Origin of the sequence: Henriciella marina DSM 19595 (assembly GCF_000376805.1) — a bacterium.
In the GTDB taxonomy this organism is placed as follows: Bacteria; Pseudomonadota; Alphaproteobacteria; order Caulobacterales; family Hyphomonadaceae; genus Henriciella; species Henriciella marina.
On record NZ_AQXT01000002.1, the window covers coordinates 1155961 to 1170254 of the forward strand.

Annotated in this window: 15 protein-coding genes; 1 reads left to right on the forward strand and 14 read right to left on the reverse strand. The window is 62.3% G+C overall.

Features of this window, described 5'->3' with window-relative positions; all coding sequences use genetic code 11:
- Positions 1 to 28 precede the first annotated feature (28 nt).
- The 4 genes from F550_RS0105730 to F550_RS0105745 form a co-directional block, all read right to left on the reverse strand.
- Positions 29 to 1270: a bifunctional alpha/beta hydrolase/OsmC family protein gene (locus F550_RS0105730; protein ID WP_018147573.1), complete on the reverse strand. Its 1242-nt coding sequence runs from the start codon at positions 1268 to 1270 to the stop codon at positions 29 to 31.
- A gap of 80 nt (positions 1271 to 1350) precedes the next feature.
- Positions 1351 to 1758, reverse strand: a complete 408-nt coding sequence (locus F550_RS0105735) for a cytochrome c-type biogenesis protein (RefSeq protein ID WP_018147574.1) — start codon at positions 1756 to 1758, stop codon at positions 1351 to 1353.
- Entirely contained in the window at positions 1755 to 3659 is a 1905-nt protein-coding gene (locus F550_RS0105740; protein ID WP_018147575.1) for a heme lyase CcmF/NrfE family subunit, read from the reverse strand. The genes F550_RS0105735 and F550_RS0105740 overlap by 4 nt, the downstream gene beginning before the upstream one ends.
- A complete protein-coding gene (locus tag F550_RS0105745; protein ID WP_018147576.1) occupies positions 3656 to 4081 on the reverse strand; it encodes a cytochrome c maturation protein CcmE in 426 nt (141 codons plus the stop codon). Before F550_RS0105745 ends, F550_RS0105740 begins: the two co-directional genes overlap by 4 nt.
- Positions 4082 to 4191: 110 nt before the next feature.
- Here F550_RS0105745 and F550_RS0105750 point away from each other — a divergent pair, with 110 nt between their 5' ends.
- Positions 4192 to 4536 carry a nuclear transport factor 2 family protein gene (locus F550_RS0105750; RefSeq protein ID WP_018147577.1) on the forward strand — a complete coding sequence of 115 codons (345 nt, stop codon included), beginning with the start codon at positions 4192 to 4194 and terminating at the stop codon, positions 4534 to 4536.
- Positions 4537 to 4539: 3 nt separating this feature from the next.
- On the opposite strand, the gene F550_RS0105755 is transcribed toward F550_RS0105750, so the two are convergent.
- The 10 genes from F550_RS0105755 to F550_RS17005 form a co-directional block, all read right to left on the reverse strand.
- The gene (locus tag F550_RS0105755) at positions 4540 to 5130 is read right to left on the reverse strand and encodes a tetratricopeptide repeat protein (protein ID WP_018147578.1); all 591 of its coding nucleotides are present in this window, start codon (positions 5128 to 5130) and stop codon (positions 4540 to 4542) included.
- Positions 5127 to 6524: an ATP-binding protein gene (locus F550_RS0105760; RefSeq protein WP_018147579.1), complete on the reverse strand. Its 1398-nt coding sequence runs from the start codon at positions 6522 to 6524 to the stop codon at positions 5127 to 5129. Before F550_RS0105760 ends, F550_RS0105755 begins: the two co-directional genes overlap by 4 nt.
- Positions 6525 to 6549: 25 nt before the next feature.
- On the reverse strand, positions 6550 to 7233 hold the full coding sequence (locus F550_RS0105765) for a response regulator transcription factor (protein WP_018147580.1): 684 nt from the start codon (positions 7231 to 7233) through the stop codon (positions 6550 to 6552).
- Positions 7234 to 7243: 10 nt separating this feature from the next.
- Complete coding sequence (locus tag F550_RS0105770) at positions 7244 to 7555, reverse strand: PepSY domain-containing protein (RefSeq protein ID WP_018147581.1); 312 nt, start codon at positions 7553 to 7555, stop codon at positions 7244 to 7246.
- 87 nt (positions 7556 to 7642) lie between these two features.
- Positions 7643 to 8494 carry a DnaJ C-terminal domain-containing protein gene (locus F550_RS0105775; protein WP_018147582.1) on the reverse strand — a complete coding sequence of 284 codons (852 nt, stop codon included), beginning with the start codon at positions 8492 to 8494 and terminating at the stop codon, positions 7643 to 7645.
- 41 nt (positions 8495 to 8535) lie between these two features.
- Entirely contained in the window at positions 8536 to 12216 is a 3681-nt protein-coding gene (locus F550_RS17000; RefSeq protein ID WP_018147583.1) for a baseplate multidomain protein megatron, read from the reverse strand.
- A 5-nt stretch (positions 12217 to 12221) separates the two neighbouring features.
- Positions 12222 to 12653 (reverse strand): NlpC/P60 family protein, encoded by a 432-nt coding sequence (locus tag F550_RS0105785; RefSeq protein ID WP_018147584.1) that lies wholly within the window; start codon positions 12651 to 12653, stop codon positions 12222 to 12224.
- Positions 12650 to 13291 carry a DUF2163 domain-containing protein gene (locus F550_RS0105790; RefSeq protein WP_018147585.1) on the reverse strand — a complete coding sequence of 214 codons (642 nt, stop codon included), beginning with the start codon at positions 13289 to 13291 and terminating at the stop codon, positions 12650 to 12652. The genes F550_RS0105785 and F550_RS0105790 overlap by 4 nt, the downstream gene beginning before the upstream one ends.
- Positions 13292 to 13295: 4 nt before the next feature.
- Entirely contained in the window at positions 13296 to 13925 is a 630-nt protein-coding gene (locus F550_RS0105795; protein ID WP_018147586.1) for a DUF2460 domain-containing protein, read from the reverse strand.
- Positions 13922 to 14293 (reverse strand): phage tail tape measure C-terminal domain-containing protein, encoded by a 372-nt coding sequence (locus tag F550_RS17005; protein ID WP_018147587.1) that lies wholly within the window; start codon positions 14291 to 14293, stop codon positions 13922 to 13924. Before F550_RS17005 ends, F550_RS0105795 begins: the two co-directional genes overlap by 4 nt.
- Between the last annotated feature and the right edge of the window lies 1 nt (position 14294).

Here is a 14294-nt window from a genome sequence, read left to right on the forward strand (position 1 = left end):
AACATCGGTTAGACTTGGACATTCCTGATCACGCGACCGGCTCGTCTGATCGTGACTTGCTTTCAATTCGACTGCGTACCTTGCTGCCCGACTCAAGTGTCTTGTGTACAGGACATTTGTCGGCGATCTCGAGAAGGCGTGCAAGCTGCTCTTCGTCCAGGGGCCCCTCGACAGTGATATCCCGGCGAAAGACGTCGATCCTGTCTGCATCGCCGCATGTTTCGCAGTCTGCCGCATGTTCGCGCGCATGGCTCACCTCGACGCTGACATGGTCGAGCGGCCACTTCTTTCGGTCTGCATACATGCGCAGCGTGATCGACGTGCAGCCGCCAAGCGCCGCCGAGAGCATGGAATATGGATCAGGTCCGGTATCGGCGCCGCCAAGATCTCTTGGCTCATCGATGATCTGGCGAAAGCCGCCGCTCAACACTTCGTTCTGATAGGGACCAGGACCCGACGTTTCACGAACAAGCACACCCTCGCCGCGATAGTCATCAGGGCCGTTTGCTTCGGGGACAAGATAGCGTTCCGCCCAGCCGGCAATCACGCCGGCAGCGAAATCGGTGTCGCTACCGCGATCCAGAAAGTGATTGGCGTCATCAAGACTGACAAAGCTCTTGGGATGACGCGCTGCCATGAAAAGCGCTGTTGCGTTATCGATGCTTACTTCGTCATCTGCGGGTGCATGCAGGATGAGGAGCGGAAGCCTCAGATTAGAGACCACCGCGCCAACGCGCGCGTCGCGCAAATCATCGACAAGCTGACGCGTTACAGTGAAGGATCGCCCGCCAAGCTCCACTTCGGCCTCGCCTTCGGCTTCGATTGCGGCGAGGTTTTTGTCGAACTGGCCGATTGCATGACTGGCCTCAGCGGGCGCGGCAATTGTGACAAGCGCCTTCAGCGTATCGATCTCTCCCGCTGCCAGCAGCGCGGCGGTCCCACCGAGCGAATGCCCAACCAGGAGAGAGACCGGCCGACCTTCCCCCGCCATCCAGTCTGCTGCGGCGCGGATGTCTTCGACATTTGTCGTGAAGACGGTTTCGGAGAAATCGCCGTCGGACTCGCCGATGCCGGTAAAGTCAAAGCGCAGGACCCCGATGCCATGCTGCGCAAGGGCGCGTGAGAGCGACACGGCGGCGCGCGACTGCTTGGAGCAGGTGAAGCAGTGAGCAAAGATCGCCCATCCGCCAAAACGTCCTGTCGGGTGTTCGAGCCTGCCTGAAATCGTCTGTCCGGTCGTACCGGTAAAACTCACGGGTTCGCTGTACATCCCCGATACCTCGCATCCATTGCTCCAACGAGATAGGCGCGCGGCTCATGACTTGCCAGAATTTAGGCTTGAGTGCGAGATTAAGTGCTCTCTTCAGGCGCGACCGGCTCTACCTCGACGGAAGAGCGGCGATTGCGGCTGATAAAGAAGGCGAGCGCTCCGCCTGCGAGCAGGAAGAGAAACGGCGCGGTCCAGAGCAGCATGCCGCCAAGCCCCCGCGACGGCGGACGGAAGAGGACGAAGTCGCCATAGCGCTCGGCAAACCAGGCGCGAATGGCCTCATTGCTTTCACCCTCGGCCACCATGGCCCGCACGCGCTCACGCATGTCGGCAGCGATGTCAGAGCCGGAATTGGAGATCGGCTCATTCTCGCAGGCAACGCAGCGTATCTCGCGCATCAGATCCTGCGCACGTGCCTCCTCCTGAGGGTCGGCAAGCTGGCCCTCAGCCGCGAAAACGAAAAGAAGAGACGCAATGAGAGCTTTCATTCACCTGGCTTTGCTGATTTCGACTTCCGCCCGAACATGCTGAGCGTTGCTCCAAGCCCAATCAGAAATATACCAAAATAAATGAGGTCGATCAAAGGGTTGAAGAAGACTTCAAAAGTCCACCGCGTCTCGCCCTGCTGATTACGGCGGCCATCTCCGAGCGCCACATAAAGGTCGGCGAGGCCTGTCTTGTGGATCGCTGTCTCGGTGGTGGGCATCTGCGCCGCCGGGTAGAAGCGTTTGTGTGGCTGCAGCTCAGCAACGGTACCGCCACGGCGCGCTGTCAGGGTCGCGCGCTCCGCATACCAGTTCGGCCCTTCAATACTCTCCACATCGTCGAGGGTGAGCTGCCAGCCAGCGACCGACGTTGTCTGGCCTTCTTGCAGCGCAATTGTGGTGTGATCCCGGCCGGAGGTTTCAAGCACCGCGCCCATGACGAAAAGGCCAAGGCCCGCATGGGCAAGCGTCATGCCCCAGATGCGCGCGGGCATTCTGGTAAAGCGGCTCAGTGTCTTGGCTCTTCGCCAGAACTCGATCGCCGCCCCGCCGATCAGCCAGACCGCTATCGCAAGACCGACACCCGCGAGCAGTGGAATGTCGAAGGGGCCGATCCCTGCGAGCCAGAAGACCGCAACGATGCCGGCAAAGCCTGCCGCCCACTTCCAGAGCGAAGATAGATCCGCCCTGCCCCAGCTCCAGGCCTGGACGATGGGAAGCGCGATCAGTGCGAGCGACATGATCGGCGTGAAAGTGAGATTGAAGTAAGGCTCACCCACCGAGATCGTCTGGCCAGCGGCTTCTGCGATCAGCGGGAATAGCGTGCCGAGGAGCACTGTTGCGGCGGCAACCACCAGTATGAGGTTATTGCCCATCAGCGCGCCCTCACGGCTGGCTGTGGCCCAGGCGGGCCCAGGCTCAAGCTTGGAGGCGCGCAGCGCAAAGAGCAGCAAGGCGGCCCCGCCGAAGACCAGCAAGCCGGCCAGCAGGAGCGAGCCGCGAAGCGGATCGACCGCAAAGGCGTGCACCGATGTCAGCACGCCGGAGCGCACAAGGAATGCGCCGAGCATTGAGAAACAGAAAGCAAGTACAGCCAGCAATGCGCTCCAGACGCCGAAGCCGCCGCGCTTTTCCGTGACGATGACCGAATGGAGAAAAGCCGCACCGATCAGCCATGGCATCAGGCTGGCATTCTCAACCGGGTCCCAGAACCACCATCCGCCCCAGCCGAGCTCATAATAGGCCCAGTAGCTGCCAAGCGCGATGCCGAGCGTGAGCGGCACAAAGGCCGCAAGCGCCCAGACCCTGGCCGTCCGGGCCCAGACCCGGTCAATGCGGCCTTCGATCAGACCTGCAGCGGCCAGCGCGAAGACAAAGGAATAGCCGACATAGCCGAGATAAAGCATCGGCGGATGGATCGCGAGCGCCGGATCCTGCAGGAGCGGGTTGAGACCTGCGCCCTGCAACGGCGCGGGATAAAGGCGTGTGAACGGCGATGAGGCCAGCAGCAGATAGAGGAGAGCGCCGGCGTTCAGCAGGCCCTGCACGCCAAGGGTTCGCGCCTCGAAAACTGGTCTGCCCGTCGCCAACAGGCGTGCACCAGCGGCGCCGAACCCGATACCGACAAGGCACCAGAGCGCCATCGACCCTTCGTGATTGCCCCAGGTGCCAGCCAGTTTGTAGACGAAGGGCTTCAGCGTATGGGAGTTGGCGGCCACCAGCTGGACCGAAAAGTCAGACCTCGCGAACGCAATCAGGAGCGTCAGAAATGCGAACGCCATTGCGCCAAAGGCGACCTGCGCTGACAGGCTGGCCGCCGCGCGGCGCCCTGTCAGGCCCTGAGCGGACTGGAAGAAGCTGAGGATGAGCGCGGCAAACGCCGCAAAATGACCGGCCTCGATCATGAGGTGGCCTGGCGGGCATTCTTCAGTTCGCGCGGCTGGTAGTTCTCGTCATGCTTGGCGAGAATGTTTTCAGCCGTGAAGCTGCCTGTTTCATCAAAGCGCCCTGTGGCCACGACGCCTTCGCCCTCGCGGAAAAGATCAGGGACGACACCGGTATAGCTGACCATCACCGTCTCGCCGGAGCCATCCTCGATGAGAAAAGTCATGTCGGCGCCGTCACCAAATTCGATGGAATCGATCTGCACCCAGCCGCCGATCCGCACCCGGCGGTCAGGGGCTGGCACACCTTGTTCTGCCAGAAGCTGCGGCGTGTAGAAAAGGTCGGCATGCTGTTTCAGCGCGACCGCCGCCAGCGCCACTGCGCTGACCAGCAGCGCCGCGGCGATGGATACACCCCAAAGTCGTTTCGATCTGGCTCTCATGACGCCTGCCTTCTACTGGAAACTGCAGGATTTGACACTGCGACCGAAACAACCAGACTGCTTCGGGGGTTAGTGCAGGACATCCAATACTTAGCGCTGAAAGGCTATCTATGCCGGAATTCACCGATCTCTGGGACATTGAAAAGCAGCTATGGACCGGACCAGCTGAAGACTATGACCGGCTGATGGCAGACGATTGCGTCATGGTTTTCCCCCTGCCCGCTGGCATCCTGCAGCGCGACAAGATCATCGAAACCGTGAAGCTGGCGCCGCGCTGGGACGATGTGGAGTTTGATAGCCAGATCGAGATCAAGGCCGACGAAGATACCGTTACGCTTGCCTATGTCGGACGAGGGCTGAAGGGCCGCGACACGTATGAGGCCTATTGCAGCTCGACCTACCTGCGCATTGATGGCGGCTGGAAGATCGTCCAGCACCAGCAAACCCCGGCCTAGGCTTTACTCTGCATCTTCGGCGGCGCGAGCGGCGTCGGCCTCGGCGCGCATCGCATTCAGCATGGCCCGGCGCGGATCATCGGCGGGCAGGTCTGCGAACACCTTCTCCCAATGGGCCTGGGCGGCCTGTAGATCACCTGCCTCATAGGCTGGCATGGCCGCGAGGATGCCTGCGCGTACTTCACTATTATCGAGACGCCAGGCGCGGTCGTAAAGGCGCGCGGCCGGATCGGTGACGATGCCGCCATCGCGCGTGACAACCGCGTCTGCCAGCCCGATCAGGGCGGGTACATGCTCAGGGTTCCGGCGGAGGGCCGACTGGAACGCCCTTAGCGCATCATCTGTGCGACCCTGCGCCCGCAGCAGCACGCCGATATAGTATTGCGGTTCTGCCTCATCCGGGCGTTCGCGCGCTGCCTTTTGCAGGCGCGCCAGCATTTCACCTGGTGACAGGTCCTCGGCCGGGCGCGCGGCGATCTCAGCCTCGCGCGCCGCATAGGGCTGGTCAGGCAGGAGCGGCCTGCCGTTAAAAAGGTAGGCAACGCCCGCCAGCACCAGCGCAAGGCCAAGCCAGATATAGGTCGACCGGCTCATCGTCCGCGCAACGTGATCGTGGCGCGAAGGCCGCCAAGGGGACTTTCGGCGAGCTCCAGATTACCACCGTTCATCTCGGAGATGTCAGCAACAATTGAAAGGCCGAGGCCGGTGCCGGGCGCGGTCTCATCAAGACGAACGCCGCGCTTGACCGCCGCTTCTCTCGCTTCGGGGGCAAGTCCCTTCCCGTCATCATCGATGTGAATATGCATGAGGCCGTTCTGGCCACGCTTGCAGGAAACTTCAACGCGCGAATGCGCCCACTTGCAGGCATTTTCCATCAGATTGCCGAGCATCTCTTCAAGGTCCTGCTGTTCGATACGCACATACCGGTCGGCGGCGATCTCGACGGTGACCTCGATACCCCGCGCCTCGAACAATCGGTTGAGCAGCCGCGCAAGGCCTGCAGCGACTGGCGCGATCTCTGTGCGAACGCCGAGCGCTTCGGACCGCGCTGCCGCCTGTGCCCGCTTCAGATAGTGATCGACATTGGCCCGCATCGATTCTGTCTGACGGCGCACCACATCGTCCAGCGATGTATCGCCCGTCGCTTCATTGCGCAGCACCGCGAGCGGGGTCTTGAGCGCATGCGCCAGATTGCCGACATGGGTCTGTGAGCGCTCAACGATCTTGCGATTGCTGTCGAGCAGCTTGTTCAACTCATCGGTGAGGGGCTGCACCTCAATCGGATAATCACCATCAAGGCGTGCGCGCTGGCCTTCCCTGATTTCTGCAATGTGGTTCTGCACCCGATCAAAGGGGCGCAAGGCCATGCGCAGGCCGATCCAGAGCGCCAGCAGCGTCCCGCCCGCGAGGGTTGCCATCGCCGTAAGCAGGATGAGCCGCAGCTGGTTTGCGCCCTCATCGGTGACATCGCGGTCTGCTGCCGCCATCAGGAGAATCGGATGTTCGCGGTTCGGCACGGTGATGGAGCGCACAGCGACCCGTAACTCTTCATCATTTGGACCGCGCGTATTGCCATACTGGGTCTGGCCCGGTGCATCCAGCGCGCGGCTGGCGAGGTCTTGCGGCAGCGGCAAAGGGCCATCCCAGACGCTCTGGGACCGGATATCAGCACCGAAGCTTCTGTCGTCCTGTATGGCGATCATGGCCCAGTACCGCCCCGACAGAGGCAAGGTGAAGCGCGAATCGCTTGGCAGCCGTTCTTCGATATCGACAACCCTGCCATCCGGCAGGATTTCCAGCGCGCGCGGCAGGGTCACCAGCGTCGAGTCAAGCTCCTGCTGAAGGATGCGAACGGTCTGGGTGCGATAGGCCGCCGTCATGGCGATGACGCCGCCGACGACCACAATGAGGCTCCAGACGATAGCGCCGAGAAATAGCCGCCGCGACAGGGAAAGACGCGGTTTGCCGGGGCGCTCTGCCGGGCTCATGGAAGGGCTTGAAGGCACCTCTTCCTCAGGCAAGACCCGCCGTCTCGCCTTCAGGCACGACGAGCCGATAGCCAAGCCCTCGCTCTGTCTGGATACGGTCGGTCCCTATCTTCTTGCGAAGCCGGCCGATGAACACCTCGATCGTGTTGGAGTCGCGGTCAAAATCCTGATCATAGATGTGCTCGACCAGTTCGGTCCGCGGCACGACACGGCCCTGGTGGTGCATCAGATAGGAGAGGACACGGTATTCGTGCGCGGTCAGCTTGACCGGTCGGCCATTGACCGTGGCGCGCGCAGCCCGCGTGTCGACGCGGAGACTACCGGCTTCCAGCGCGGCCGCAGAATGCCCCGTCGCCCGGCGCAGGAGCGCCCGCAGGCGCGCCAGAAGCTCTTCTGTGTAGAACGGCTTGGTCAGGTAATCGTCGGCGCCGGCATCAAACCCGGCAACCTTTTCACTCCAGCGATCTCGCGCCGTAAGGATCATCACCGGAAAGTCCTTGCCGTCATCGCGCCAGCGCTCAAGGATCGTGACACCGTCCATCTTTGGCAGGCCAAGATCGAGGATGACCGCATCATAGGGCTCTGTATCGCCGAGGAAGTGGCCGTCTTCCCCATCTGCGGCGAGATCGACGGCATAGCCCGATTGCGTCAGCGCATCGGCGAGCTGACGGCGAAGGTCGGCGTCGTCTTCTACAACAAGAATTCGCATGAATATGTACCTAGCTTACGCTTATGATCTGTCCGTTTTGGGCGTTGATAGTGAACTGCACGAGTTCACCCTGCCGCGTTGTCCAGTCAATGACATAGACCTTCCGGCCATTCCTATCAAAGAGGCCGACAAAACGGCGCATCTCACCCCCATATCGCGACTCGATCGGGCGAAGAATATCTTTCAGGGGAAGGATTTCGCCGCGCTCGCGCGCGTTGCGGGCGTCATCGGCGGTGAATGAATTACTCCATTGCCCCTGCGCAAGGGCAGTCGGCGACAGAGCAATAACGCCGAGGCAGATGGAGAAGATGATCCGTTTCATGTCGAACACTATGCCTCGGCCGCCCTGAATACATGCTGAATGACTATTGTGGCGTTTAGTTAGAAACGGAGCAAGGCAATGCGGGGCTTACTGGCGTTTGGCCCACTCGATCAGCCCTTCATCCTTTGGATCCTGAAGCGTGATTTCAAGCCGCGCATAGAGATGACCCGGCGTGTCCTTGAACTGGACGCCCTTATTGCGAAGACGAAGGACGCTGCCCGTATTGGAGCCTTCGGGAACTTTCAGCGTGACGGGCCCTGCAGGCGTGGAAACTTCAATCGTGCCGCCGAGCAACGCGGTTTTCAGTGGAAGGGGCACCGACATACGCAGATCTGCGCCATCGCGGGTCCAGATCTTGCTCGGCCTGACATGTAACTCCAGGAGGGCGTCACCCGGCGGGCCGCTTGTCTGCGAGGCCTGGCCCTGGCTTTTGAGGCGCAGCACCTGCCCGGTCGTGACGCCAGGCGGGATCGACACGTTCAGGCTCTTATTATCGGCCATCGTCATCTGCCGCTTGGCGCCCTGCACCGCGTCTTCGAATGAGATGTCGACCCGGTAACGGATATCTGCGCCCTTGCGGGGACCGGTACGCCTGCGCTGGCCGCCAAACATGCCGGACAGGATATCCTCGAACGGATCGCCCTGGAACGAGCCACCCGGCTGGCGAAAGCCACCTCCGCCAAAGCCGCCACCGGCATTCGCATATCCCGTCGGATTGCCGTCGGCGTCGATCTCGCCGCGGTCGAACTGAGCGCGTTTGGCCTCGTCGCTCAGAATCTCGAACGCCGCTGACGCTTCCTTGAAGGCGTTCGCCTTCTGCTCATCATTGGGATGAAGGTCAGGATGAAGCTCTTTCGCCTTCTTGCGATAAGCCTTCCTGATCTCCTCGGTAGAGGCAGACTTGTTTACGCCGAGCGTCTGATAAGGGTCTCGAGCCAAGGGCGGGTTTCTCTTTCGTCATCTTAGATTCCAGAGCCTAGTTAGAGTGCCCCCGTCGCGATTGAAACCCATGGGCCTCTACGTCCATCAGTTCCTGTCTCCGCGACCGATATTTCATCAATCTCATCTTCCAGGACAATCGACGTCTCGCTCGTCTCGAAACTGACGATTTCGGCCCCCTCATAGAGCCCGCGAACCGCATAACGGCGCGCCTCGACAGGGTCGGGCAGGTCCCAGCTTTCCGGGATGTCCGCGCCGCACGGGGCCCAGCTGATGCGTCGCCCGCCTGACGGAAGGATCGCCGCTCTCAGATGCGCCACGGACCAAGGCAGGCCCGCATGATCAAAGTGCGTGTAGGTGATCATATCTGACCCGCCGGCACGCCAGAGAAGCTCTGCACCGATCTCTTCCCGCGCGACAGACGCGCGCTCGAGGTTCTCATTCACAATGAGCACGATGGCCCCCGCCTCTGCGTCGGCGACGGGTGAGCCTTGAAGCCCGCGAAGCAGGCCTGAGAGCTGCCAGCTATTCTCGTCCAACAGCTCTGCGCGCCGGAATGCGATCGCTTCCCATCCCGATGCGCCCTTCACCAGAAGCGAATTGCCCCCCGCAAGAACATCGAATTTCTCTGCGCTCGAGAGGTCTGCCGCCTCGATCAGCAGCTCGATCACCCCGGCTTCATCCCAGCGCCCCCGTGGTCCGTCCGCCAGTGGCGCGGTCAGCCTGCCAATCTGCGCCGGATACGCGACCTGACCGCGCGCGGTGAGCGACTGGACGCTTCGTCCAGCTTCCAGAATGACTGGTCCCGCCCATGGTGCGCCGGAAACCGCCACGACGGGCCCGAGCACCTCATCGCCAGCCAGGTTCGGCGCGTCGGCAATCACAACTTCTGGTCTTGCCGGGATCGTGGCAGGCCTGGACGCCTCGGGAAGCGACCCGGCGAGGATGGGGCTGGCTTTTACGGGTCTTGAAAGCTCTAGCGACCGCCCGATGCCATCATCGGTAATGTCGTTGATGATCCACTCGCCACCTAGCGTTTCGACATTTACGACATCGCCCGGCTCGAGGGCCCAGAAGTGCGGAGGGACCTCCACCAACGCCCGCTCGCTCTCTTGCTCGGAAAGAAGCAGATCCTCGGCAGCGCGGCGGGCGACCGCCTCTGACATCAGAAGTGGCAGGCTCGCGCGGATTGTATAGGTCGCATCGCCCCCGTCCGTGCGCGCATCGACAAGCGCTGGCGCATAGGCGTGTTCGCTATCGATATAGCTGAGCGTCAGGTGACCGGGGACCTTGTCGAGCAAGAGCCGGGTCACGTTCGGTCCGGCGCCAACGGTTTCAGCGAAAGGGATCATTGCCAGCGACCCGCCAGCCTCAGCCGAGATGACCAATCCAGTCTCGCGCTCGAAACACCTGAATCGGTAGAGCGCATGAAGCGGCTCGATAATTTGCCGAAGGGTGGTCGGGGCCTCAATGCTCAACCCCTCAACGAGAACATCAAGGTTCTCGGTTTCAATCGAGATGCCCGCCTGGCGCGCCAGGTCGCCAATGACCTCGGACACCGAGACAAGTCCTGTTCGCCCGTTCAGCCAGTGCCCGCGCGCCCAGTTCGGGCCATCGCTCCAGACGTCTTCCCTGACCGGAAAATCCGGCCAGGGCCGTGCGTCCCAAGCCCATGCGTAGGCGGCATCAATAAAGGGCTGAGACGACCAATAGGCGATCGAGACCTCCAGCGCCCGTCTTTGCAGGACATCATTCCGCGCCCCGCTGGAGAATGGCGGCAAGGCGCTTTCAGAGCTTTTGGGGTCATAGAAGACATTCGGCGCATTGGTCCCGCGATCGATGGCCGGAAACCCGACCTCCATAAGCCGCACGGGCTTCATCTCACTCTGCCATAGTGTCGGCGTCGTTGCGCGCACTCCGCCGGTGCGTTCATGGTGATGATTGCCCCACCACCCGACGATATCCTTCTGCCTGAAGATCCAGTCCTCACCATGCGCGGTGTCAGTAATCGGCGTCCGCAACTGGGCGGCGCGCGCCTCCGGCGAGCTATAATACCAGTCAAAGGCCTCGCCGCCCTGAAGCTGAGCATGCAAATAAGCCTTGTCGTCCGGCCCATCAAAGCCTGCCAAAGCGTCCAGATGGGCATCGCCCTCACGCCAGTCCCCCATGGGCGGATACCAATCGATGCCGACGAAATCCACGTCTTGAGACGCCCAGAGCGCGTCCAGCGGAAAGAGGACGTCGCCCGACCCGTCCTCTGGAAGGTATGCGCCGTATTCGGTCCAGTCGGCGGCGTAGGAGACACGGGTCCCATCCCCCAGAATGGCTTTCACTTCGGCTGCAAGTGATATGAGTGCCTCGACAAAGGGAAACGCGCCGGTCTCGTCACGAAGTCGGGTCAGGCCTACCATTTCGCTGCCGATCAGGAACTCATCGACACCGCCTGCTTCGACCGCCAGCCGCGCATGATGAAGGATAAAGTGACGATACCCAAAGCCTCCATCACTCCCCACGAAGCTCTCAACGTCTGACCGCGTCGAACTTGCTCCGTCCACGGACGCCGTGAGCCGCCCTCTCCAGGGGAAGGCCGCTTGCTCACTGCTGCCATAAGGGTCGGCCCGATCATTGCCTTGAGGAATATCCATGAGCAGGAATGGCGACATGGTCACCGAGATGCCTTCGGCTTTCATCGCGGCAATGGCATCGCGCACCGACCGGTCGCATGGCGTGCCGCCGAAATTGGGCCGTCCATCGGTCTGGCTAATGAGCCTCGCGGATTGTCGAGTCTGCCCTGCGACCTCCCAGCCATAGGGGACGGTCACGCGGTCGCGTGTTTCAACCCCCGGCCGGATGCTGCAATGTCCAGCCCGAACGTCATCGCCAAACCAGGCAACCGTCAACGCCATACGGCGCACATTCGGCATTTCCTCCGTCAACTGATCAAGGGATTGGACGAAGTCCGGCGCACCCACCGGGTTATTCATGTTGAGCGGTGTCTCGATACCGGGAAACCGCCGCTCCCTTACAACATCCGTTGCATACACAAACTCACCGGTCGCCGGGATGATGTTGAGGCCTTCGACAACTGCACGCAGGCCGCCCTCGCCTTCGAATGAACGGAACACCTCAAAGCTGAGTTGAGGCAGCCGGTTTCCGAACGCGTCCAGAGGCAGGCCTTCGAAGACCACATAGGCCGTCCCGCGAAAGGCGGGCGCGCCCGCCTCGCCTTCCACCGCTTCGATCAGCGGGTCGGGCAATTGGCTCTCATCACCGCGATAGACACGGACGTTCAGCCCAGCGAGCTCCAGCACCTCGCCATTCGCCCAGATGCGGCCGATACGGCTGACAGGCCCATCGGCGACAGCGACCGCAAAGCTCGCCGAATAGCTGTAGTCATTGACCTTCGGGCCACCCTTGCCGGCCGAACGCTCACGGCGCTTTTCCTTGAACTGCGCCGCCCAGATCACCTGCCCGCCGACGCGCGCCCGGCCGTAGATCAGTGGCAGGCCCGCGCCCTCGCGGCTTTCAAGCAGTTTTAGCGCGCTGACCCTCGGGCCATGAATGCCGCCCTGAAAAGCTGCATCCACGGCCCGGCCCGCGAGCCCGCCAATCGCGCCGCCAAGCGCTGCGCCCGAAATCTCGGCGCCCAGAAAACTGAGCCCGTTTGGTAGGAAGGCCTGCCCAACCGCCTGACCGGCGTGCGAAAGGATAATCTGTCCCATGGGTGTCAGTCCTCCAGTCCGGGAAAGGAAAAAGCGCCCGCGATCCGGCGCCGCCACCAGGGCACCAGACGCGTCGCGCAGACGCTGCGCCCCCAATAGGCGTGGATGAGGCTGTCAGGCCCCGTCGCGATGGCGCAGTGTTTGGCCGCGCAGCCAGCGCCCATCCGGAAGAGGAGGACATCGCCTGCATCTGCTGACCCGATCGGTATTTCGCGCAGCCAGTTTCGCGCGGCGTCCAAAAGCTGATCGGTCTCGCTCAAATCGGCCCAGTCCGGCGTGTAAGGCGCCACCACCTGGGGCTCGTCTCCGATTAGCTCTCGCCAGACACCACGCACCAGGCCGAGGCAATCAGTGCCTACGCCGCGCCGGCTTGCCTGATGCTGGTAAGGCGTGCCCAGCCAGCCACGCGCTGACGTCACGATGTCCGCCCGCTTCATCGCTTGCCGCCATCATTGCCAGTGGCTGCGGGACCGGAGAGGACGAAATCCTGCCCCGGCAGATGCGGAAATCCACGGAAGTTGACTGCGTTGGCGAAGACATCCCGGCAGGTCTCGAACCGCTTGTCGCAGCTTTGTCCCGGCAGCGCCGACAGCCCGCACCGCGCATCGCCAAACTGCGCATCGCAATGCCGCGAGACAACCCGGCCAACAGGTCGCTCCAACTCTGCCTTCAACGAGATGAGGTCTGCTTCAAAGCGGTCGCCGGTTCGCGTCACCTCGCTAAGGAAACCGGTCCAGACAAGGATACCGTGCTCCGGCACCTGCCAGTCGACGCGGTAGACGAAGACCCGCGCGCCCGCCCAGAGGCCAGCAGCAAGGTCATCATCCGTGATCGCACTGGCCGACAGCGCGCCATCCGTAGACGCCCTGCCCGGCCTCAGCCCTCCCGCATTTTCGAAACGCGCGGCATTGAGGACAGCGCCGGGCTGGTAGTCATGCCCGCCGAAAATCAGCACATCATCATGATCGGTCAGCGCAACGATCAGCCCATCGCGCCGCTCCAGTCGCCAGCAGAGGCAGGTTGTCGCCGCGCCCCTTTCAAGCTTCGACGCGAAAGCGTCATCCATGGTTTTCATGATCTCAAGCCCCTTTGAAAAGCTCGACAAGCGGCAGGTTCACCACCCGCCCGCTGCCCGCCTGGTCATGACTGATCTCAAGCGCGTCGCTGTCGAACCGCACCGGCCAGTCATACTCAAAGCCGCATGTGATGACGCTCCCGGCCTCCGGCGCGACATCAAAGCTGACCACGCCTGCGGCGGCATCGACGCTCCAGCCAGCCGCTTGCGGCGCGCCGTTCAAAGCGATCAGGACCGTGTCGGCAACCGGCTTCAGGATGCGCCGTTCAAGGTCGCCCTCATCCAGCAGCAGGGGATATTCGGTCTCGGCCCCGTCTCCGGTCCCCAGCACCTGATCGTCTGGCGCAGGTGACTGTCCGTCGATCCCGCTACCAAAGGCTGACGGATCGCGAAAACGGAACCCATGGAGCCTGCCGCGCCGCGCATTGAAGAAATGAGCGAGTGCTAAATACGCCGCATGCCCAAGCGGCGGGGTCACGATATCCCATCGCCGTTGCGGAAGGGCCCAGCGCGCATTGCGCACCTCCTGCCCGCTGGCAAGGATCAGCGTCTCCGTCTGCCAGAGCGGCCCGTGACTTGTTCCAAGACCCGTCGGCACCGGCAGGCGGCCTTCATGAAATCCAGCAAAGCTCATGCGAACCTCCGGCCGATGGCGGCGGCCTTGGCGATGGCCTTCGAGACGTCCTTGGCCGACACCGCAGAGTTGCCGCCGCCTGCCAGCGACTGGACATTCACCGTCATCGGCGCTGGCGCTGTACCAATCCCGGCGCGCGCCAGGGCCGCCTCGGCAGCGATACTGGCGAGGTCAGCCAGGACCGATCTCGCCATCTGGGCAAAGTCCAGCTCGCCAGATCTTGCTGCCTGCGACAGCGAGGCTTCTATGCTTGCGCCTGCCTGGCTGAACGCCGCCTCCAGCGAGGCGGCAGCGTCCTGTCCCGGACCGTCTGCAATCGCGGCAAGCGCATCGCTCGCGCTTTCCATCTGCTGATTGAAATCATCCATG